The sequence below is a fragment of the Burkholderia sp. EMB26 genome (assembly GCF_024730645.1).
GTDB lineage: Bacteria > Pseudomonadota > Gammaproteobacteria > Burkholderiales > Burkholderiaceae > Burkholderia > Burkholderia cenocepacia.
Genome location: NZ_CP078072.1, coordinates 897,507 through 919,343, shown reverse-complemented (window position 1 = coordinate 919,343; position 21,837 = coordinate 897,507). Strand labels below are relative to the sequence as shown.

Sequence of the window (21,837 nt, the reverse complement as noted above, 5' to 3'; positions counted from 1 at the left end):
GGCGAGCCGCATCGGCGTATCGAAACGCGATGCAGTGCAACAGGTGAACCCGCATGCCGGTTCGGTGACGTTGCGCACACAACGTCCGGTTGCACTACGCCATTTCCTTATTGCGGAAAAAATTTTGTTCATGGGACCATCGAACGCGTTGCCCGTGCACCGAGGGGGTTGCAGGCAACAGGATGTCCATCGCAACGATCGACGAGAACATCGGCAGACAATGAACAGAACAGCGATTTTTCCGTATGCGTCCGCGTTGCTCGCGGCCGCCCTGTTGACCGCCTGCGGCGGCGACGTCGAGAACGAGGCGGGCCGCACGACCGCACCTTCCACCGATGCGAGCTGCCTCGCGGTCGACAACAGCGGCGCGACGGTCGTGGTGGGCTCGAACCAGCCGGGCGACCCCTCGCTGCCGGAAGCGTCGTCGGGCTATCGCACCGGGATGAAGCCCGTCCATGCGAAAACGTACCTGGTCGCCACGTCGAACGCGTACGCGAGCGCGGCCGGTTGCGCGGTGCTGAAGAAGGGCGGCACGGCCGCCGACGCGGCGGTCGCCGTGCAGGCCGTGCTCGGCCTGACGGTGCCCGAGGCGACGGGCCTCGGGTCGGGCGGCGTATTGCTCTACTACGATGCGCGCGGCAAGACGCTGCAGGCGTACGACGGCCGCGAAACCGCGCCGGCCGCCGCGACCGAGAACTACCTGCGCTACGTCGACGACGCCACCGATCATTCGGCGCCGCTGCCGAACGCGCGCGCGAGCGGCCGCTCGATCGGCACGATCGGCGTGCCGCGGCTCATCGAGGCGCTGCAACAGGATCATGGCCGCCTGCCGTGGCAGAGCCTGTTCGGCGACGCGATCACGCTGGCGACCAACGGTTTCCCGATCGGCGGCCGGCTGGCCGACGCGATCGCGGCGAACGCCGCGAACCTGAAGCGCGATCCCGAAGCCGCCGCGTATTTCCTGAACGCCGACGGGTCGCCGAAGACGCTCGGCACCGTACTGAAGAACCCCGCGTATGCGCGCACGCTGTCGCTGATGGCGCAGTCGGGCGCGAATGCGCTGTACACGGGGCAGATCGCGCAGGACATCGTCGCGAAGATCGCGGTGACGAAGGGCGCGGACGGCTCGACGCTCACGCCGGGCAAGACGACCGTCGCGGATCTCGCCGCCTATCAGGCGAAGCGCCGCGACCCGGTGTGCACGACCTATCGCAGCTACTGGGTGTGCGGGATGCCGCCGCCGTCGTCGGGCGGCATCGCGGTCGCGTCGGCGCTCGGCATTCTCGAGAACTTCGACCTGAAGTCGCTGAAGCCGACGGCGATCGATCTCGAAGGCGGCAAGCCGACCGTCGCGGGCGTCCACCTCGTCACCGAGGCCGAACGGCTCGCCTATGCGGACCGCGACAAGTACGTGGCCGATACCGACTTCGTGCCGCTGCCGGGCGGCACGTGGGACACGCTGCTGAACAAGCCGTACCTGAAATCGCGTGCGGCGCTGATCGACACGACCAAGAGCATGGGCACCGCGCAGCCCGGCAATCTCGGCGCGGTGCCGCTCGGCGTCGACACGACGCTGATCGAGCACGGCACGAACCAGTTCACGATCGTGGACGGCGACGGCAACGTGCTGAGCGCGACGACGACGGTCGAGTCGAGCATGGGCTCGTTCCACATGACCAACGGTTTCCTGCTGAACAACCAGTTGACCGACTTCTCCGCGAACCCGCTCGACACGTCCGGCAATCCGGTGGCCAACCGCCTGCAGCCGGGCAAGCGGCCGCGCAGCTCGATGGCGCCGACGATCGTGTTCGGGCAGGCCGCCGACGGCTCGCGCGGCGACTTCGTGATGGCGACCGGTTCGCCGGGCGGCGGCACGATTCCGCAATACGTGGTCAAGACGCTGGTCGGCGCGCTCGACTGGGGGCTCGATGCGCAGCAGTCGGCGGGCCTCGTCGACTTCGGCGCGAGCAACAGCCCGACGACCACGGTCGGCGGCGAACATCCGAACGTCAACGCGGCGAACAACGGCGCGAACGATCCGCTGATCACGGGGCTGCTCGCGCTCGGGCACAAGGTGTCGACGTCCGCGCAGGCGAGCGGCGTCAACACCGTGATGCGCGTGACGGTCGGCCAGTCGCCGGCGTTGCAGGGCGGCACCGATCCGCGTCGCGAAGGCGTCGTGCTCGGCGATACGTTCCGGCCGTAACCGGATGGAATGCGCACGGCCCCGGTCCGCTTGTCGGCGGCCGGGGCCGTGCGTCATGACGAGGCTGCATCGACGACCGGGCGTCACTCGTCCTTCGGGATGCAGATAAAAGCGGCCGGCTCGTCAGCCGGCCGTTGCATGGATCGGCTTTCCCGATACCTGGCGATCGGGCAGGTCGTCGCCGTGACGCAGCCGGTCGTCCCGGTTCGCGGTTCACACCCGTCCGTCGTCAAATACGGCGCTCACCCCGCCGCAAGCCCCCGATTGTCAAACAGTGTGAGTCAATCGTCAGCATTTGCAACGGAAGTAACAGTCCCCGCAATTCAATCGTTTTGCGCGTCGGCGCCGCTACATTAGCTCCACCTGCCGCATGTCGCGGCGAGGCATGCGACAAGCCGCACGAAGGCGGCCCGCAGCAACAACGTCTTTGGGGAGAATGACCATGAACAAGATTCGTACGATTCTGCTGGGTGCCGCTCTGACGGCGATGGCGACTTCGGCTGCATTTGCACAGACCGCCCAGACCGGCGCCCAGGGCTCCGCAGGTGTCGGCGCCCAGGTCCAGACGCCGCTGCTCGGCGGCGGCGTGGGCGTGCAGGCGGGCGCCGGCGCGAATGCGGCAGGCTCGGGTTCGGGCGCGGGCAACGTCGTCGGCGGCGCGCTGAACGGCGTCGGCAAGACGGTCGGCGGCGTGGGCTCGGCAGCCGGCACGGCAGTGGGCGGCGCGACGCAGGCGGTCGGTTCGGCGGCCGGCGCGACGAAGGATGCGGCGGCATCGGCCGTGCATGCGACGAAGTCGCACGTGAAGCACGTCGCAGGTTCGACGAAGAGCCATGCGCAAGGCGCGGTGTCGACCGCGGGCGATGTCGCGGGCGGCGCGAAGGCGAAGGCCGGCGAGGCGCTCGAAGGCGCGACGAACGCGGTGCAGGGCGGCGCGTCGGTCGGCGTGAAGGGTTCGGCGTCGGCGCAAGGAGGCGCGCTGTAATAAACAGCACGCATCCCGCCACGGCCCGGTCCGCTTCGATGCGGGCCGGGCCGTTTTTTTATCGGCGCGCGGCCCCTGCCCATTGCCCGCACGCCATGCTTAAATAGCAGGGCGCCCGACAGCCGGTCGCCGCGATGGTCGTACCGGCCGGCATGGGCCAGCATGTCCGATCGACACCGTGACGACAGACGATACAAAAACACCGTTCCGGCGAGCCCGGCGCGGTCCGATAACATTCCGAGGCATCACGTCATGACCCTCCTGTTCCGCCTTCTCACGCTCGCCTGCGCGCTCTGGCTGGCTGCCTGCGCGGCGCCGCCCCCGCCGTCCGCCAGTACCGCCGCGCCCAGCGCCGCGCCGGACGCCAGCGAACGCCGCGGGCTCGGTACCGCGTGGGGCGAGTCGGTGCGATCCGAAACCCGGCAGGTCGAATTCGAACGCGCGGATCCGGCGAAGCCGACGGACCTCGCGTCGGTCTACTACAACGACGTGCTGCCCGGCCATCTTCCCGCGTCGCAGGTGCGCCGGCTGCCGACCCGCATCGCGCTCGCGAACGGCGACATCGCGCTGTCGTTTACCGACGAGAAGGGAGCGCCGCTGCGTCTCGCGCGCAGCAACGGCCGCTGGCACATGGCCGGCGTCGAAGGCTCGCGCTACATGATCGTGTTGCGTAACCAGGGGCGCCGCGCGTTCGAGGTCGTGTCGACGGTCGATGGACTCGACGTGCGGTCGGGGCGGCCGGGCAGCTATACGAACGGCGGCTACGTGCTGTATCCGGGCCGCACGCTGACGATCGAGGGTTTCCGCAAGAGCCGCGACGAAGTCGCCGCGTTCCGCTTCGCGGCCGTGCCCGACAGCTATGTCGCGAATTCAAGGTACGGCGATGCCGCGAACGTCGGCGTGATCGGTGTGGCGCTGTTCGCACAGAAGGAGAGCGACGAGGATGCGCTGCGCCGCAACGCGAATCCATTCCCCGGCAACGACAACGGCTATGCGCCGCCGCCCGTTCCGCGCGGCGAGTGAGCGCCGGTAGCCGGGCGCGTGCGTCGCGACGCACGCGGGGCGATCCCGCGTGTGTTCCTGCTCCCCGTTCGACGCTTTCCCGGCGTCGTTTCGCTGTCACGCGATCGTGCTGCGGCACAATGGCGGTTCGCATCGGTATCGCGTGCTTCCCCGCCGTCCGGACCGACGGAGAACGCATGTCGTTACCCGCTTTCAGGTACCATCGCGACCCGCTTGCAACGGGCAGCGCGATCCGGCTCGGCGCGTGTCGCATGTGCGGCGGCAGGCCTGGCGGCTACCAGGGTGACGCCTGACGGCACGGGCCCGTGCGAGCGGCGTCGCCCCTTCGCCATGAAACAGAGGAACCTTCGTGAAGTTCATCCACGCGGCAGACATTCACCTTGACAGCCCGTTGCACGGCCTGAGCGCGTACCCCGACGCGCCGGCCGCGCAGTTGCGCAACGCGTCGCGCGAGGCGCTGCGGCAACTCGTGGATCGGGCGATCGAGGAGGAAGTCGCGTTCCTCGTGATCGCGGGCGACCTGTACGACGGCGACTGGAAGGATCACAACACGGGCATCTTCTTCGGCCAGCAGATGGGCCGCCTGCGCAAGGCCGGGATCCGCGCGTTCGTCCTCGGCGGCAACCACGATGCCGAAAGCGAGATGACGAAGAAGCTGACGCTGCCCGACAACGTCACCGTGTTCGGCCATCGCAAGCCGGAAACCTTCAGGCTGCCGGAATTCGACGTCGCGCTGCACGGGCAGAGCTTCAAGGACAAGGCCGTCGTCGACAATCTCGCGGTCGGCTATCCGGACCCGGTGCCCGGGTACTACAACATCGGCGTGCTGCACACGGCGCTCGAAGGGTATGCGGCGCACGCGAACTACGCGCCGTGCACGCTGGCCGAACTGCACGCGAAAGGCTACGACTACTGGGCGCTCGGCCACGTGCACGAATTCCAGCAATGGACGGGCTCGTCCACCGTCGTGTTTCCCGGCAACCTGCAAGGGCGCCATATCCGCGAAACCGGCCGGCGCGGCGCGGTGCTCGTGACGGTCGAGCAAGGCAACACGCAGGTCGAGCGACTGTATCTCGACGTGCTGCGCTGGGAAGCCGTGTCGGTCGATGCGTCCGATTGCCTGTCGGTGGCCGATCTGTCGCGAAAGATCGGCCAGTCGCTGGAGGCGCTGTTGACCGTCGACGGCCACGTGCCGCGCGCGGTGCGCGTCACCGTCACCGGGTGCACGCCCGCGCATGGCCTCTTTTTCGGCCGCGCGCCGCAGCTGCGTGCGGAGGTGCTGAACCAGATCGGCATCATCGGCAACGAGCGGCTGTGGCTGGAGAAGGTCCGGCTCGCGACGTCCGCCGCCGATCGGCAGCCGGGCGAAAGCGAACCGCTCGAGGCGCTGGAGGACCTGAAGCAGATCCTGGCCGACGCCGCGCATGATCCGGATTTCCTCGCGCTGCTCGAACGCGACCTGAAGCCGTTCGTCGGCAAGGTCCGCAGCGACGTGAAGGAGGAGGTGCCGTTGCTGACGATGGCGCGCGCGGGCGAGCTGACCGCGCTGGTCGAGCAGGTCGGGCCCGCGTTGCTCGCGCGGCTCGCGAGGGGGGAGTAAGCGATGCGCATCCGCCAGCTCGATCTGATCAAGTACGGCAAGTTCACCGACGAGACGCTGCGTTTTCCGTCGGCCAGCGAGGATTTTCACGTGATCGTCGGGCCGAACGAGGCGGGCAAGTCGACGATCCGCACGGCCGTGTCCGAGTTGCTGTTCGGGATGAAGCTGCAGACGCCGCTCGATTTCCTGCACAGCACACCCGAGTTGCGAATCGGCGGCGTGCTGGAGAGCGGCGCCGGTGAACTCGCGTTCCACCGGGCGCGTGGCCGCAGTTCGTTGCGCACGCCCGCCGACGACAAGCTGCCCGACGACTATCTGGCCGCGATCCTCGACGGTGCGACGCGCGAATTCTTCGAGCAGATGTTCGGGCTCGATCACGGGCGGCTGGTCGATGGCGGCCGCAGCATTCTCGACGCATCGGACAAGCTCGGCCAGGTGCTGTTCGAATCGGCGGCCGGCGTCGGCAGCCTCGGGCCGGTGCGCGAGGAACTCGACGCGCGCGCGCTCGAATTGTGGGCGCCGCGTCGCAGCGGTAGCGCGTTTGCGCTGGCCGAAGCGGCGTTCAACGAAGCCGTCGCCGAACTGAAGACGGTCCAGGTGCGCACGCGCGACTGGGTCGATCGCAAGGACGCGCGCGAAGCGGTCGAGCAGCAGATCGAGCAGGCGCGCGCGGAACAGCGTCGGCTCGAAGCGCTGCGCTCGAAGCTCGAACGCGTGCGGCGGCTCGCGCCGTACCTGAAGGAACTGACGGTCAAGGACGCGGCGCTGGCCGAACTCGGCACGGTCGTCGAGTTGCCGCCGACCGCGTATGCGGATCTGCTGAAGGCGCAAGGCGATCTCGCGGCCGAGCAGAAGGTGCTCGAGGAACGGCGCGCCGACCTGCTCGCGAAGCGGCAGGCGCGCGATGCGATCGCCGCGGACGCCGACACGCTGGCGCTCGAAGCGGATATCGAGGCGCTCGACCGGCTGCGCGGCGCATGCATGAATCACGCGCAGGATCTGCTGCTGCTCGGTGCGGACGTCGAGCGGCACCTGTCCGCCGCGCTGTCGGCGGCCGCGCAACTCGGCTGGCCGACGGACGAAGCGTCGCTGCGCGCCGCGTTGCCGACGGCGCTGTCGCTGCAGACCGTCGCGAACCTGCTGCGCGAGCATGGCGCGTTGCGCCAGGCGCTCGCCGGCGCGCGCGAATCGCTCGACGAACGCACGCGCGAGCTGGCGCAGGTCCGCGAACAACAGGCGCGCCTGTCGACCGTCGACGTGCCGCAAGCATTGCGCGCGGCGCTGGCGGATGCACAGGGCTTTCGCAACAGCGGCCCGCGCGAGCAGGCGCTGGCGCATGACATCGCGGCTGCCGAACGCACGCTGACCGGCGCACTCGATGCGCTCGGCCCATGGCGGATGCCGGTCGACGCGCTGCGCGCGCTCGACGTGCCGTCGGCCGCGCGGCTCGGCGCGTTGCTCAAGGAAGACAGCGAACGCGCCAGCGCGGCCGCTGCCGCGCGCGACGCGCGGGATGGCGCGCTCGAGGAACTCGAACGGCTTGTGCTGCAGGAGAAGCATTTCGCGGAGAACCACAAGGTCGTCACGACCGCCGACGTGCTGGCGGCGCGTGCGCGGCGCGACGGCGCGTGGGGCGAGATCCGCAGCGGGGCCGTCGATCTCGCAACGGGCGCACCGGCGGTCGACGCCGCGATTCGCCTCGCCGACGAACTCGTCGATGCGCAACTCGGCGCGACCCAGGCCGCGGCGACGCTGCAATCGCTGCGTCAGCAGGTCGAATCCGCCCGTGCAGGCGTGACGCGCCGGCAAGCCGCGCTGGACGAACGCGAGCGCGAGCTCGCCGCACATCGCGACGCCTGGGCCGCGCTCGCGACGACGGCCGCGGTGCCCGGCATGCCGCTGGCGGCGATGGGTGACTGGCTCGCGAAGCGCGACGCGGTGTTCGCTGCACAGGCCGAGCTCGATCGTCAGCGTCGCGAATTCGACGCGATGCGTGCTGCCCGTGCCAGCGCGGAAACCGCGCTGCGCGCGGCGCTGCTGCCGGTATCGCGGGGCGGCGAGGCGGACGGATTGGCCGCGCTCGTCGCCGTCGCCGAGACGTTCGTGCAGTCGGCCGAGAAAGCGGCCGCGCAGAAGGACAGCCTCGACGATCGTGCGCGGGAAGCCGAACGCGGCTGCGCGACCGCGCAGTTGCGGGCCGATCATGCGCAAACGGCTTACGACGCGTGGCAAGCGCAATGGCGCGACGCGCTGGCCGACGCGAAACTGTCCGCGAGCGCGACGACGCTGGCCGCGGCGGAAGGCGCGCTCGGGCTCGCGAATACGGTGACGGCCGAACTGGCCGATGCCGACGCGCCGCGCAACCGGATCGCCGCGATCCGCGCGGAGTTGAACGCACTCGAGGCCGGCGCGCGGCGGCTTGCCGAAGCGCTCGCGCCGGAATGGCTGGCGAGCGGCGACTGGCCGGACGTCGCGCGGCGGCTGACGATGCGCCTCGCGGCCGCCCGGGAAATCGCGCGTGCGATCGATCGTGCCGACGAGGCCGTGCGGCACGCCGACGGCAAGGTCGCGGACGCGGCGGCCGCGGTGGCCGGCGCCGACGCGCGCATCCAGCCGCTGCTGCAACGGGCCGGCGTCGCGTCGATCGATGCGGCGCTGCCGCTGGCCGAGCGTTCGGATCGCCAGCGCCAGCTTCGTCAGGCGGTCGATGCCGCGCACGAGGCGCTGGTGCGCGACGGCGACGGGCTGTCCCGGTCCGCCGTCGAGGCCGAGGTGGCGGAACAGGACATTGCCGACGTGCCGGCGCATCTGGAAGCGGTGAAGCAGTCGCTGGACGATGTCGGCAAACGGCTGAACGCGTTGTCGCAGCAGCAGGTCGTGGCCGATCAGGCGTTCGGCGCGATCGACGGCCAGGCGAACGCGGCGGTCGCCGAGTCGAAGCGGCAGGAGGCGCTCGCGGCAATGGGCGACGCGGCCGAACAGTATCTGGAAGCGGCCACGGCGAGCCGCTTGCTGAAGTGGGCGACGGATCGCTACCGTGACCAGAAGCAGGGGCCGATGCTGCGGCGCGCGGGCGAGATCTTCGCCGGGCTCACGCTGGGCGAATTCGCGAAGCTGACCGTCGATACCGAACGGACGCCGCCCGCGCTGTATGCACGGCGTACGAAGGGGACGTCGGTCGAGGTCGCCGGGTTGAGCGAAGGGACGCGCGATCAGCTGTTCCTCGCGCTGCGGATCGCGGCGCTCGAGTTGCAGCTCGGCAGCCGCACGGCGCTGCCGTTCGTCGCCGACGACCTGTTCATCAATTTCGACGACGCGCGTGCGAAGGCGGGGCTCGATGCGCTGCGCGATCTGTCGACGCGTACCCAGGTGCTGTTCCTGACGCACCACGACCACCTGCTGCCGCTCGTGAGGGACGTATTCGGCGCGCGGGTCAACGTGGTCGAGTTGCAGCGCGCGCCGGTCGGCGCGTGATGCGGGCACGCCGGGAAGCCGGCGCACGGGAAGCGGCATCGCGTACAGGTAGTATGAGCGGTTCCGAAATGCACGCGGCCGGTTCAACGGCCGCGGTCTGGCCACACGAGGGGTGAATATGAAGAAGCTGGTAGCCGCGATTGCGTTCGCGGCGGACAAGCATCGCAATCAACGGCGCAAGGACGAAGAAGCGTCGCCGTACATCAATCATCCGATCGCGCTCGCCGACGTACTGGCCAACGAGGCCGGCGTCGAGGACGAGCGCGTGATCGTCGCGGCGGTGTTGCACGACACGGTCGAGGATACGGAGACGACCGAGCAGGAGTTGCTGCGGCTGTTCGGCAAGGATGTGGCGGACATCGTGATGGAAGTCACCGACGACAAGTCGCTGCCGAAGGAGGAGCGCAAGCGTCTGCAGGTCGAGCACGCGGCCACCATCAGCCGGCGCGCGAAGCTGGTGAAGCTGGCCGACAAGATCTGCAACCTGCGCGACATCGCCCGGCATCCGCCCGCGGACTGGCCGCTCGAACGCAAGCAGGCGTACTTCGACTGGGCGAAGTCGGTCGTCGACCCGATGCGCGGCGTCCATCCCGGTCTCGAGGCGATCTTCGACACCGCGTACGCGGCACGGCCGGCGGACTGACGCACGCATGCGATCGGCCCGATCCGCCGCACCACGACCGGCTGCAGTCGCGGGTGTCGACGTCGGCGGCGACAGGAAGCTGTGCGATCTCGTGATCCTGCGTGGCTCGACGGTCGTCTGTCGGGAAGCGCGAATCGCGCCCGAGTCGCTGCCCGCACTGTGTCTCGCCCATGACGTCGTGGCCGTCGGCGTCGACGCGCCGAGCCTGTGGTGGACAGGGAGCGGCCGCCGCGCGGCCGAGCAGGCGCTCGCGCGCGAACGGATCTCGTGCTTCCCGACACGTCGCGCGAGCAGGCCATCGCGAGCACGTCGGGCTTCTTCGACTGGATGTTCATGGGAGAGCGCGTCTACCGCGCGCTTTCGGACGCCTATCCGTTGCTGACGGACGCGCGCTACGCGGGCGGCCGTGCGAGCTTCGAAACCTATCCTTATGCGATTACCTGCGCGATGCTGGGCAAGGCCGTGGCGTCGGCGAAGCAGAAGCGCAATCAGCGGCGGCAATTGCTGGAGCGGCTGGGAATCGACGTATCGACGCTGCGCACCGTCGATGCGCGAGACGCCACCTTGTGCGCGTTGACGGCGCAGTACGTGATCGACGGGAACGCGCATGCGTATGGCGATGCGGCGGGCGGGTACATCCGCGTGCCGGTGATGAGCGAGACGATCGTGCTCGATTCGCCGTAGCGGCGACGTGCGGCTCCGCGCGGGATGGCGGTCGGAGGGCGAACGCTTCGTGCGGGAAGAATGCCGCAGGCCCGGCGATGCAGCGGGCGGCTAGCGGCTGTCGGCGGGCACGACGTGAGGCCGGTGCACCGCGCGATGCCGGGCGAGCCTGTTCAATCCTCGAGGATGGATGTCGGCACGCTGGACAGGTCGCATGCTTGAGCATGCGCGAAGTAGCTGTCCGCATCGTCGATCATCACGACCGCGACATCGATCAACTCGTCCAGCCGTTGCAGCAGCGATTCCCGCCACTCGATGTCTTCGTCGCGCTCGGGCGTCTTGTCCAGCTGCTCGATGATCGAGTCGGCGGTCTGCAGGAATGGAATCGCCTGCTGATAGTTTTCGATCGAGACCAGCGCCGCGTTGCGCGCACCGACGAGTCGCTCGCGATGCGTATCCGCGAGTTCGGATTCGCCGCTGATGCGCGGCAGCATGTCCGAGATGCGTTGCAGAAGCGGCGGGACCTCTTGTTCCAGCAGGATCGCGCGCTCGCGCAGTGCCGCATATTCGTCGCGAAGGTCGGTGTCGCCGGGTTGAGTCGTGCTGTCCATCGTCAATATGAGTGCGTGGTTCGGTCGCGGCATGATACTCGACCGCGCCGGGTTCCTTGGCCGTTCCGCGCCCCCTCATATAGGGGGAAAGAGACGTGTTCGTCATATCTTTGGACGGCGGCGCGCGTTGCGCTTCCTGGCCCATCGAGCCCAAAGCCTCCGTGCGCGTGAGCGCACGGAGGCTTTTTTCAAACTTTCTTCACAAACCGCTTGCATGGACGAGGGCAGGTGCTTAGAATCACGCCTCTTTCGCGCCAACGGAAACGCGGCGCGGAGGGAAGGGAAGCAGTGCTGTTGGGGTTCGGAGGTAGCGAGCCTCGGCGGTACGGAAGTTGAGCCCCGCAGTCGCAACGAAGTCGTTCAGAAAGTTGTTGACGAACTGCGAAACACGGTTCATAATCTCGCTTCTCTGCTGCTGAAAACGCAGCGCTGCTGAGGGGTTCAAGATCCCTCGCAGACATGCTCTTTAAAAATTAACAGCCGATAAGTGTGGGCGCTTGATGACAGCGAGCTGATCCTCGGATCAGATAGCAAAAGTATCAAGAGTCTCACACTAAAGTAAGTCAGGTTTATGAAGTGATTCATATTCCTGTCAGCTTTGAGTGAGCGACCGGTTCGAAAGAACCGAAAACAGTAACAGGTTTGAACTGAAGAGTTTGATCCTGGCTCAGATTGAACGCTGGCGGCATGCCTTACACATGCAAGTCGAACGGCAGCACGGGTGCTTGCACCTGGTGGCGAGTGGCGAACGGGTGAGTAATACATCGGAACATGTCCTGTAGTGGGGGATAGCCCGGCGAAAGCCGGATTAATACCGCATACGATCCACGGATGAAAGCGGGGGACCTTCGGGCCTCGCGCTATAGGGTTGGCCGATGGCTGATTAGCTAGTTGGTGGGGTAAAGGCCTACCAAGGCGACGATCAGTAGCTGGTCTGAGAGGACGACCAGCCACACTGGGACTGAGACACGGCCCAGACTCCTACGGGAGGCAGCAGTGGGGAATTTTGGACAATGGGCGAAAGCCTGATCCAGCAATGCCGCGTGTGTGAAGAAGGCCTTCGGGTTGTAAAGCACTTTTGTCCGGAAAGAAATCCTTGGCTCTAATACAGTCGGGGGATGACGGTACCGGAAGAATAAGCACCGGCTAACTACGTGCCAGCAGCCGCGGTAATACGTAGGGTGCAAGCGTTAATCGGAATTACTGGGCGTAAAGCGTGCGCAGGCGGTTTGCTAAGACCGATGTGAAATCCCCGGGCTCAACCTGGGAACTGCATTGGTGACTGGCAGGCTAGAGTATGGCAGAGGGGGGTAGAATTCCACGTGTAGCAGTGAAATGCGTAGAGATGTGGAGGAATACCGATGGCGAAGGCAGCCCCCTGGGCCAATACTGACGCTCATGCACGAAAGCGTGGGGAGCAAACAGGATTAGATACCCTGGTAGTCCACGCCCTAAACGATGTCAACTAGTTGTTGGGGATTCATTTCCTTAGTAACGTAGCTAACGCGTGAAGTTGACCGCCTGGGGAGTACGGTCGCAAGATTAAAACTCAAAGGAATTGACGGGGACCCGCACAAGCGGTGGATGATGTGGATTAATTCGATGCAACGCGAAAAACCTTACCTACCCTTGACATGGTCGGAATCCTGCCGAGAGGCGGGAGTGCTCGAAAGAGAACCGGCGCACAGGTGCTGCATGGCTGTCGTCAGCTCGTGTCGTGAGATGTTGGGTTAAGTCCCGCAACGAGCGCAACCCTTGTCCTTAGTTGCTACGCAAGAGCACTCTAAGGAGACTGCCGGTGACAAACCGGAGGAAGGTGGGGATGACGTCAAGTCCTCATGGCCCTTATGGGTAGGGCTTCACACGTCATACAATGGTCGGAACAGAGGGTTGCCAACCCGCGAGGGGGAGCTAATCCCAGAAAACCGATCGTAGTCCGGATTGCACTCTGCAACTCGAGTGCATGAAGCTGGAATCGCTAGTAATCGCGGATCAGCATGCCGCGGTGAATACGTTCCCGGGTCTTGTACACACCGCCCGTCACACCATGGGAGTGGGTTTTACCAGAAGTGGCTAGTCTAACCGCAAGGAGGACGGTCACCACGGTAGGATTCATGACTGGGGTGAAGTCGTAACAAGGTAGCCGTATCGGAAGGTGCGGCTGGATCACCTCCTTTCCAGAGCTTCTCGCACAAGTTGAGCGCTCACGCTTATCGGCTGTAAATTAAAGACAGACTCAGGGGTCTGTAGCTCAGTCGGTTAGAGCACCGTCTTGATAAGGCGGGGGTCGTTGGTTCGAATCCAACCAGACCCACCATTGTCTGGCGGTAGGTACACCTGAGGCAAATCTGTACATGGGGGCATAGCTCAGCTGGGAGAGCACCTGCTTTGCAAGCAGGGGGTCGTCGGTTCGATCCCGTCTGCCTCCACCAATCACCAACGCTAAGGGCTTGGTTCAGACACTGAACCGAGAATTTTGCATTGGCGATTGAGCCAGTCAGAGGATATCAACAGATATCGGCTGTCGTTCTTTAACAATCTGGAAGAAGTAAGTAATTTGGATAGCGGAAGCGTCTTTGAGATGGACGTGAAAACTATCCGGGTTGTGATTGTATCGATGTATCTCAAGATGATTCGAACTCTAAGTTTGACTCAATTGGAATACGGCACAACGCGAGAACTCAACCTGTAGCGACTGTCGATGAGACAGACTCGTTATAGGGTCAAGCGAACAAGTGCATGTGGTGGATGCCTTGGCGATCACAGGCGATGAAGGACGCGGTAGCCTGCGAAAAGCTACGGGGAGCTGGCAAACAAGCTTTGATCCGTAGATGTCCGAATGGGGAAACCCACTCCTTTTGGAGTATCCATGGCTGAATACATAGGCCATGTGAAGCGAACGCGGTGAACTGAAACATCTAAGTAACCGCAGGAAAAGAAATCAACCGAGATTCCCAAAGTAGTGGCGAGCGAAATGGGATGAGCCTTGCACTCTTTATTTGTATTGTTAGCCGAACGCTCTGGAAAGTGCGGCCATAGCAGGTGATAGCCCTGTAGGCGAAAACAGTATGAAAGAACTAGGTGTGCGACAAGTAGGGCGGGACACGTGAAATCCTGTCTGAAGATGGGGGGACCATCCTCCAAGGCTAAATACTCGTGATCGACCGATAGTGAACCAGTACCGTGAGGGAAAGGCGAAAAGAACCCCGGGAGGGGAGTGAAATAGATCCTGAAACCGCATGCATACAAACAGTCGGAGCCTCGCAAGGGGTGACGGCGTACCTTTTGTATAATGGGTCAGCGACTTACGTTCAGTAGCAAGCTTAACCGTATAGGGCAGGCGTAGCGAAAGCGAGTCCGAATAGGGCGTTCAGTTGCTGGGCGTAGACCCGAAACCAGGTGATCTATCCATGGCCAGGATGAAGGTGCGGTAACACGTACTGGAGGTCCGAACCCACTAACGTTGAAAAGTTAGGGGATGAGCTGTGGATAGGGGTGAAAGGCTAAACAAACCTGGAAATAGCTGGTTCTCTCCGAAAACTATTTAGGTAGTGCCTCGTGTCTCACCTTCGGGGGTAGAGCACTGTCATGGTTGGGGGGTCTATTGCAGATTACCCCGCCATAGCAAACTCCGAATACCGAAGAGTGCAATCACGGGAGACAGACATCGGGTGCTAACGTCCGGTGTCAAGAGGGAAACAACCCAGACCGCCAGCTAAGGTCCCCAAATATAGCTAAGTGGGAAACGAAGTGGGAAGGCTAAAACAGTCAGGAGGTTGGCTTAGAAGCAGCCACCCTTTAAAGAAAGCGTAATAGCTCACTGATCGAGTCGTCCTGCGCGGAAGATGTAACGGGGCTAAGCTATATACCGAAGCTGCGGATGCGTGCTTAGCACGCATGGTAGGAGAGCGTTCCGTAAGCCTGCGAAGGTGCCTTGTAAAGGGTGCTGGAGGTATCGGAAGTGCGAATGCTGACATGAGTAGCGATAAAGGGGGTGAAAGGCCCCCTCGCCGTAAGCCCAAGGTTTCCTACGCAACGTTCATCGGCGTAGGGTGAGTCGGCCCCTAAGGCGAGGCAGAAATGCGTAGCTGATGGGAAGCAGGTCAATATTCCTGCACCATTGTTAGATGCGATGGGGGGACGGATCGCGGAAGGTTGTCCGGGTGTTGGAAGTCCCGGTCGCTGCATTGGAGAAGGCGCTTAGGCAAATCCGGGCGCAGGATTCAAGGGTGTGGCGCGAGCTCCTTAGGGAGCGAAGCAATTGGAAGTGGTTCCAAGAAAAGCCTCTAAGCTTCAGTCTAACGATGACCGTACCGCAAACCGACACAGGTGGGCGAGATGAGTATTCTAAGGCGCTTGAGAGAACTCGGGAGAAGGAACTCGGCAAATTGGTACCGTAACTTCGGGATAAGGTACGCCCTTGTAGCTTGACTGGCCTGCGCCAGGAGGGTGAAGGGGTTGCAATAAACTGGTGGCTGCGACTGTTTAATAAAAACACAGCACTCTGCAAACACGAAAGTGGACGTATAGGGTGTGACGCCTGCCCGGTGCCGGAAGATTAAATGATGGGGTGCAAGCTCTTGATTGAAGTCCCGGTAAACGGCGGCCGTAACTATAACGGTCCTAAGGTAGCGAAATTCCTTGTCGGGTAAGTTCCGACCTGCACGAATGGCGTAACGATGGCCACACTGTCTCCTCCCGAGACTCAGCGAAGTTGAAGTGTTTGTGATGATGCAATCTACCCGCGGCTAGACGGAAAGACCCCATGAACCTTTACTGTAGCTTTGCATTGGACTTTGAACCGATCTGTGTAGGATAGGTGGGAGGCTATGAAACCGGAACGCTAGTTTCGGTGGAGCCGTCCTTGAAATACCACCCTGGTTTGTTTGAGGTTCTAACCTTGGCCCGTGATCCGGGTCGGGGACAGTGCATGGTAGGCAGTTTGACTGGGGCGGTCTCCTCCCAAAGCGTAACGGAGGAGTACGAAGGTACGCTAGGTACGGTCGGAAATCGTGCTGATAGTGCAATGGCATAAGCGTGCTTAACTGCGAGACCGACAAGTCGAGCAGGTGCGAAAGCAGGTCATAGTGATCCGGTGGTTCTGTATGGAAGGGCCATCGCTCAACGGATAAAAGGTACTCTGGGGATAACAGGCTGATACCGCCCAAGAGTTCATATCGACGGCGGTGTTTGGCACCTCGATGTCGGCTCATCTCATCCTGGGGCTGTAGCCGGTCCCAAGGGTATGGCTGTTCGCCATTTAAAGAGGTACGTGAGCTGGGTTTAAAACGTCGTGAGACAGTTTGGTCCCTATCTGCCGTGGGCGTTGGATATTTGAAGGGGGCTGCTCCTAGTACGAGAGGACCGGAGTGGACGAACCTCTGGTGTACCGGTTGTCACGCCAGTGGCATCGCCGGGTAGCTATGTTCGGAAGAGATAACCGCTGAAAGCATCTAAGCGGGAAACTCGCCTTAAGATGAGATATCCCTGGGGACTAGATCCCCTTGAAGGGTCGTTCGAGACCAGGACGTTGATAGGTCAGGTGTGTAAGCGCAGTAATGCGTTCAGCTAACTGATACTAATTGCCCGTAAGGCTTGATCCTATAACAAGTCTGCCTTGTAGATCGGCGCCGTGCGCAAGCACTGGCCGCGATCCAGAGCGACAAGTTGGATTCTCGTGTGTGATACACACAACCTAAATTACTGCTTCTTCCCAGATTGGTTCTGTTGGCCACGCCAGCAGAACAACCCCCTTTGCCTGATGACCATAGCGAGTCGGTCCCACCCCTTCCCATCCCGAACAGGACCGTGAAACGACTCTACGCCGATGATAGTGCGGATTCCCGTGTGAAAGTAGGTAATCGTCAGGCTCCCCTCAAGCCAGAAACCCCCGCCCGAAAGGCGGGGGTTTTTGCATTGGCGTGCCAAAAAAACATGCTTGCCGCAGTCGGTAGCCCAATCTCGTCAACCGTACGCAGTGAGCCATCTTGCTGCGATCTCCTCACCCATCAGACCATGATCCGCAAGATCGGAAAAAATCTGCCCGGGATAGCGCTCGATTCCTTTTCGCCGATCTTTTCAGCCCCCAGTGTCAGATAGAACGGCGCGGCATTGGGATCTGCTTCGATCACGAAGCGCTTGATTCCTCTCGCAGCGGCCTCGGTCCGAACTGATTCCCACAGCGCACGGGCGACACCCTGACCCATGTGATCGGGATGAACGAACAGCCATCCGAGTGTTGGTCGATCCGAATTCAACGATGCTCGGATCCAGAACCCGATGATCGACTCGCCTGATTCCGCGACATAACCGATCGCCCCTTCGATCGTCTCCGGCGAGATCGTGAAATCGTTTTGCCACACGTCCAGCCATTCCTTCGGATAGCCCCAGTGCGCTTTCGACAGGCGCGCCAGTCGCGTGAGTTCGTCTGCGTCCGCGGCACGCGCGGAACGCACGGTAAATAGCTCGTGCATTTCGTCTCTCGTCATTGCCGACACCGTGTCGCGCCTTCATCAGTGCATCGTCGGGATCGCGGCATCTCACCGTCCGGTCGACGGCCGGCTGCTCGCAGCGGCTTTGCTCGACACTATGCATCCCCACACGCCCGTCGCAGTTACATGACCTGCGACGCATGTCCGGCGACGACACGCCAGTGGGCGCCCGATCGACGCCAGACACGCGTATAGGCAAACGTGCCGGCGAATGCCGCGCCATCGAAATGTCCGGCGAGAGTCGCTCGCGTCGTGGTCAGGATCATCTCGTCGATCGCGCATGCGCGCCTCTCGAGGACGTCGAGTGTGTCGAGACGCAGAAGCTTCGCCCGATGCGCGGTGAGGTCGTCCTCCTTGGAGATGACCTGGCCGGTCGGGGCGGTGAATACCAGATCGTCGTCCAGCAGCGCGTCGAGCGCTTCGACGTCGTTGCTCAGCATCGCTGTGCGGAGCGCGGTCTCATAGGGTTCGATGACGGTACGGATTGCGTCCATGTCAGGCCTCGCATCATTTCGGAAGGGGAGCGGCATGGCGGTGACAAACGCAGCCTACCGCGCGTTCGACAACGACTGACGCCGGACCAGCATCACCATGCAGATGCCGATCGACGCGATGAGGTTGACGGCCGGATAGAACGCGACCGCGACACTCCACGTGCTCAGTGCCAGCAGCGCCAGTGCGTACTTGAGCACGCATAGCGCGAAATACGCGAGGCTCTCGCTCCACGGATCGCGGATCGTCTTGCGCACGGTCGGGCCGAGGCCGGCAAGCTCGATCAGCGTAACCAGACAGATCGACACCGTCGGATCGTCGGTCAGCTTCCACAGCGGAATGGCCGACAGGGCCGCGCACAGGAACAGCCAGTCGAGGCCCGTCCAGCCGCGTTCGCCGCGAAACAGGCTGGCGATCAGCGTCAGAAAGCACGTGACGGCGATCGCCGCCGTGCACCACGCGGACGGCCCCGCGCCCGCGACGAACTGGCCGGCAGCCGCGATCGCCGTGACGACCGACCACACGAGCCACGTGAACAGATGCGGACGCACGGTGCGCCGATAGATCGCGAGCGCGTAAGGAATCGCCGCCAGCAACGACACGGCCGTTCCGATCGCGCCGAAGATCGAAGCGGCGCCCTGATCGACATTCACCATCGACGCAACCTCGTCCGGACTGGCCGACCAGTATGTGGTCTGACGGATCGCGGCGCAACGTCGTGCCGGCTCCGCGGTGCGGTGAACGCTGCGCGGATTCGCACCGGAACGCAGAAGAAACCGGACTGGAGCGTATCGACGGCACATGACGAGGCGCTCCACATCCATCAGCCATTCAAGACTCCGCCTGAGCCGCATGCACGTCGCGCCGGAAGGCACCGGGGCTCGTCCCCGTCCATTTCCGGAACGCGCGATGAAACGCGCTCGGCTCGGTGAAGCCGAGCTCGGCCGCGATCTCCGCGACGCTGAGCGCGTGCCCGCGCAGCAGCGACTGCGCGAGCGCGCCGCGCAACTCGTCCTTGATCGCCGCGAAGCTTTGCCCTTCGCTGCGCAAACGCCGCCGCAGCGTCGCGGGCGTCGTGTCGAGGCGCACGGCCAGCGTGTCGAAGTCGGGCCATTCGGCGGCCGGCCGCGCCTTGAGATGCGCGCGCGTCTTCGCGACCCAGCCGGTGTCGTGCCGGTAGCGCACGAGCAGGTTGCCGGGCGCGCCGCGCAGGAAGGTCTTCAGCGCCTGCTCCGAACGGATCGTCGGCAGCGCGAGGTACGCGGCGTTGAACGCGAGCCGGCTGTCGGGCCGGTCGAAATGCACGGGGACGCCGAAGAACTGGTGATAGTCGCTGCGCTGGCCGGCGCTCGGGCACGCGAAATCGATGCGCTGCAGCGGGATGCGCCGGCCGATCAGCCAGCACGCGACGCCAAGCAGGATCAGCCAGAACGTCCGGTACGCGAACGCCGGGTACGGCGCGCCCGATTGCGCCAGCACGATCTGCGCCTGCCCGTCGGCCACCACGAGCTCGCCGTGCGGCTCGTCGAGCACCACGCGCAGAAACTTCAGCGCGCGCCGCAGCGCCTTGTCGAGCGTGCCGGCATGCAGCACCGCGTGGCACAGCAGCGTGAAGCTGCCGCGCCGCATCGGGCGCGCGGCGAGTCCGAAGAACTCGTCGTCGAGCGCACCGGCGATCGCGAGCCACAGCCGGCCGTACTGCTGGGGCGTGACGGGCTCGTGCACGGCGGCCGGCAGCCCCGCGGCACGCAGCACGGGCACGGTCGGCAGGCCGCGCCGGCGCAGGCACGCAAGCGCATCGTCGACGAAATCCGGCGAAATCATCTGCGGCCCCATTTTCCTGCGTCCTCCGACATGGCAAAAGCGATCACGATTCTAGATTCCGTTTGTCATTGATTGCAATGTAGGGGCTGTCTACTATCGATGTATCCCCGTCGCGCCCCTGGCTCGCCGGCGGCCATAACGCACAGGAGACACGCATGCCTGAAGGAGCTACCGCCCGGGCGGTGCCGGCCTACGCCGACGCCGTGGCCCGGTTCAGTATCGAGACCGCCGCCGCGCAACTGGACGGCGACCTGGAGCGCGGCCTGAACGCGTGTGTCGAATGCTGCGACCGGCACGCGAAGGCGGACGCGATCGCGCTCGACTGGATCGACGCCGGCGGCCAGCACCATCGCTTCACCTTCGCGCAGATGCAGGCGTTGTCGGCCCGGGTCGCGCACCTGCTCGTCGCGCAGGGCGTGAAACCGGGCGACGTGGTGGCCGGCATGCTGCCGCGCACGCCGGAACTCGTCGCGACGATCCTCGGCACGTGGCGCGCGGGCGCCGTGTACCAGCCGCTGTTTACCGCGTTCGGCCCGAAGGCGATCGAGCACCGGCTGCGCATGAGCGGCGCGCGGCTGGTCGTGACCAACGTCGCGAATCGCGCGAAGCTCGACGAAATTGCCGACTGTCCGACGGTCGCGACGGTGCGCGAAGCAGGCGAGACGCTGCCGGCTCACGACATCGATTTCCGCGCGGCGCTCGCTGCGCAGTCCGATACGTTCGAGCCGGTGCTGCGCAAGGGGGCGGACCTGTTCATGATGATGTCGACGTCGGGCACGACGGGCCTGCCGAAGGGCGTGCCGGTGCCGCTGTACGCGCTGCTCGCGTTCGGCGCGTACATGCGCGAAGCGGTCGACCTGCGCGCGAGCGACCGGTTCTGGAACATCGCCGATCCGGGCTGGGCGTACGGGCTCTATTACGCGATCACCGGCCCGCTGCTCCTTGGTCATGCGACGACGCTGTACGAGGGCAGCTTCACGGTCGAGAGCACCTACGACGTGATCGAGCGACTCGGCATCACGAGCCTCGCCGGTTCACCGACCGCGTACCGGATGCTGATGGCGGCCGGCAACGAAGCGGCCGCACGGCTGAAAGGCCAGCTGCGCGTGGTCAGCAGTGCCGGCGAGCCGCTGAATCCCGAAGTCGTGCGCTGGTTCCACGCGGCGCTCGGCGCGCCGATCCATGACCACTACGGCCAGACCGAACTCGGGATGGTCGTCAACAATCATCACGGCCTCACGCACGTCATCCATGCCGGTTCGGCCGGCCTCGCGATGCCGGGCTACCGTGTCGCGGTGCTCGACGAAGCCGGCCGCGAGCTTGGCCCCGGCGAGCCCGGCAACCTCGCGATCGACATCGCGCGCTCGCCGCTGCTGTGGTTCCGCGGCTACTGGCAGCAGGACACGCCGGCGATCGCGGGCGGCTACTACCGGACCGGCGACAACGTCGAGCTGGAGCCGGATGGCACCGTGAGCTTCATCGGCCGCGCGGACGACGTGATCACGTCGTCCGGCTACCGGATCGGCCCGTTCGACGTGGAAAGTGCGCTGATCGAGCATCCGGCCGTCAGCGAGGCTGCCGTGATCGGTGTGCCCGATCCGGAGCGCACGGAGATCGTGAAGGCGTTCGTCGTCCTGTCGAAAGGGTTCGACGGCACGCCGGAACTGGCCGAGGAATTGAGTCTGCACGTGAAGCGGCGGCTGTCCGCTCACGCTTATCCGCGCGCGATCGACTTCGTCGACGCGCTGCCGAAAACCCCGAGCGGCAAGATCCAGCGCTTCGTGTTGCGCAAGATGGAAGCCGAGAAAGCCGCTCAACCCTGAAT

At 64.5% G+C, this 21,837-nt stretch carries 12 protein-coding genes, 2 tRNA genes, 3 rRNA genes and 1 pseudogene; 13 read left to right on the top strand and 5 right to left on the bottom strand.

Annotation, left to right across the window (positions count from 1 at the left end; all coding sequences use genetic code 11):
• Positions 1-220 precede the first annotated feature (220 nt).
• The 7 genes and pseudogenes from KU887_RS34440 (at position 221) to KU887_RS34410 (ending at position 10,615) form a co-directional block, all read left to right on the top strand.
• Entirely contained in the window at positions 221-2,206 is a 1,986-nt protein-coding gene (locus KU887_RS34440; protein WP_034203784.1) for a gamma-glutamyltransferase family protein, read from the top strand.
• A 442-nt stretch (positions 2,207-2,648) separates the two neighbouring features.
• The gene (locus KU887_RS34435; protein WP_006497816.1) at positions 2,649-3,191 is read left to right on the top strand and encodes a hypothetical protein; all 543 of its coding nucleotides are present in this window, start codon (positions 2,649-2,651) and stop codon (positions 3,189-3,191) included.
• Between the two features lie 252 nt (positions 3,192-3,443).
• Positions 3,444-4,214, top strand: a complete 771-nt coding sequence (locus tag KU887_RS34430; protein ID WP_059721221.1) for a hypothetical protein — start codon at positions 3,444-3,446, stop codon at positions 4,212-4,214.
• 349 nt (positions 4,215-4,563) lie between these two features.
• Complete coding sequence (locus tag KU887_RS34425; protein ID WP_058903774.1) at positions 4,564-5,814, top strand: DNA repair exonuclease; 1,251 nt, start codon at positions 4,564-4,566, stop codon at positions 5,812-5,814.
• A 3-nt stretch (positions 5,815-5,817) separates the two neighbouring features.
• A complete protein-coding gene (locus KU887_RS34420; protein ID WP_258258671.1) occupies positions 5,818-9,288 on the top strand; it encodes a YhaN family protein in 3,471 nt (1,156 codons plus the stop codon).
• Between the two features lie 118 nt (positions 9,289-9,406).
• Entirely contained in the window at positions 9,407-9,931 is a 525-nt protein-coding gene (locus KU887_RS34415; RefSeq protein WP_006489846.1) for an HD domain-containing protein, read from the top strand.
• 7 nt (positions 9,932-9,938) lie between these two features.
• Positions 9,939-10,615: pseudogene (locus KU887_RS34410) on the top strand (DUF429 domain-containing protein).
• A gap of 152 nt (positions 10,616-10,767) precedes the next feature.
• On the opposite strand, the gene KU887_RS34405 reads toward KU887_RS34410, so the two are convergent.
• Entirely contained in the window at positions 10,768-11,205 is a 438-nt protein-coding gene (locus KU887_RS34405) for a hypothetical protein (protein ID WP_006493901.1), read from the bottom strand.
• Positions 11,206-11,849: 644 nt separating this feature from the next.
• On the opposite strand from KU887_RS34405, the gene KU887_RS34400 reads away from it, so the two are divergent.
• From KU887_RS34400 to rrf, 5 genes are all read left to right on the top strand, one after another.
• Positions 11,850-13,382 (top strand): 16S ribosomal RNA (locus KU887_RS34400).
• A gap of 63 nt (positions 13,383-13,445) precedes the next feature.
• Positions 13,446-13,522: transfer RNA gene (locus tag KU887_RS34395), tRNA-Ile, on the top strand.
• A gap of 39 nt (positions 13,523-13,561) precedes the next feature.
• Positions 13,562-13,637: transfer RNA gene (locus KU887_RS34390), tRNA-Ala, on the top strand.
• A 289-nt stretch (positions 13,638-13,926) separates the two neighbouring features.
• Positions 13,927-16,808 (top strand): 23S ribosomal RNA (locus KU887_RS34385).
• Between the two features lie 154 nt (positions 16,809-16,962).
• Positions 16,963-17,075: ribosomal RNA gene (gene rrf / locus KU887_RS34380) — 5S ribosomal RNA — on the top strand.
• Together the 16S, 23S and 5S rRNA genes with 2 tRNA genes alongside form the textbook arrangement of a ribosomal RNA operon.
• A 138-nt stretch (positions 17,076-17,213) precedes the next feature.
• Here the strand turns inward: rrf and KU887_RS34375 are convergent.
• The 4 genes from KU887_RS34375 to KU887_RS34360 form a co-directional block, all read right to left on the bottom strand.
• Positions 17,214-17,678, bottom strand: coding sequence for a GNAT family N-acetyltransferase (locus tag KU887_RS34375; RefSeq protein ID WP_258258660.1), 465 nt, complete (start codon positions 17,676-17,678; stop codon positions 17,214-17,216).
• A 140-nt stretch (positions 17,679-17,818) separates the two neighbouring features.
• Entirely contained in the window at positions 17,819-18,190 is a 372-nt protein-coding gene (locus KU887_RS34370) for a nuclear transport factor 2 family protein (RefSeq protein ID WP_006483646.1), read from the bottom strand.
• A 54-nt stretch (positions 18,191-18,244) separates the two neighbouring features.
• Complete coding sequence (locus KU887_RS34365) at positions 18,245-18,844, bottom strand: hypothetical protein (protein WP_006491465.1); 600 nt, start codon at positions 18,842-18,844, stop codon at positions 18,245-18,247.
• Positions 18,845-19,019: 175 nt separating this feature from the next.
• Entirely contained in the window at positions 19,020-20,024 is a 1,005-nt protein-coding gene (locus tag KU887_RS34360; protein WP_059721215.1) for an AraC family transcriptional regulator, read from the bottom strand.
• 143 nt (positions 20,025-20,167) lie between these two features.
• Between KU887_RS34360 and KU887_RS34355 the strand changes: the two genes are divergently transcribed.
• A complete protein-coding gene (locus KU887_RS34355) occupies positions 20,168-21,835 on the top strand; it encodes an acyl-CoA synthetase (RefSeq protein ID WP_062885886.1) in 1,668 nt (555 codons plus the stop codon).
• The last annotated feature ends 2 nt before the right edge of the window (positions 21,836-21,837 follow it).

Coding starts and splice junctions, on each gene's coding strand:
- KU887_RS34440 (WP_034203784.1), top strand. CDS start 221: ATGAACAGAACAGCGATTTTTCCGTATGCGTCCGCGTTGCTCGCGGCC.
- KU887_RS34435 (WP_006497816.1), top strand. CDS start 2,649: ATGAACAAGATTCGTACGATTCTGCTGGGTGCCGCTCTGACGGCGATG.
- KU887_RS34430 (WP_059721221.1), top strand. CDS start 3,444: ATGACCCTCCTGTTCCGCCTTCTCACGCTCGCCTGCGCGCTCTGGCTG.
- KU887_RS34420 (WP_258258671.1), top strand. CDS start 5,818: ATGCGCATCCGCCAGCTCGATCTGATCAAGTACGGCAAGTTCACCGAC.
- KU887_RS34415 (WP_006489846.1), top strand. CDS start 9,407: ATGAAGAAGCTGGTAGCCGCGATTGCGTTCGCGGCGGACAAGCATCGC.
- KU887_RS34405 (WP_006493901.1), bottom strand. CDS start 11,205: ATGGACAGCACGACTCAACCCGGCGACACCGACCTTCGCGACGAATAT.
- KU887_RS34375 (WP_258258660.1), bottom strand. CDS start 17,678: ATGCACGAGCTATTTACCGTGCGTTCCGCGCGTGCCGCGGACGCAGAC.
- KU887_RS34370 (WP_006483646.1), bottom strand. CDS start 18,190: ATGGACGCAATCCGTACCGTCATCGAACCCTATGAGACCGCGCTCCGC.
- KU887_RS34365 (WP_006491465.1), bottom strand. CDS start 18,844: ATGGTGAATGTCGATCAGGGCGCCGCTTCGATCTTCGGCGCGATCGGA.
- KU887_RS34360 (WP_059721215.1), bottom strand. CDS start 20,024: ATGGGGCCGCAGATGATTTCGCCGGATTTCGTCGACGATGCGCTTGCG.
- KU887_RS34355 (WP_062885886.1), top strand. CDS start 20,168: ATGCCTGAAGGAGCTACCGCCCGGGCGGTGCCGGCCTACGCCGACGCC.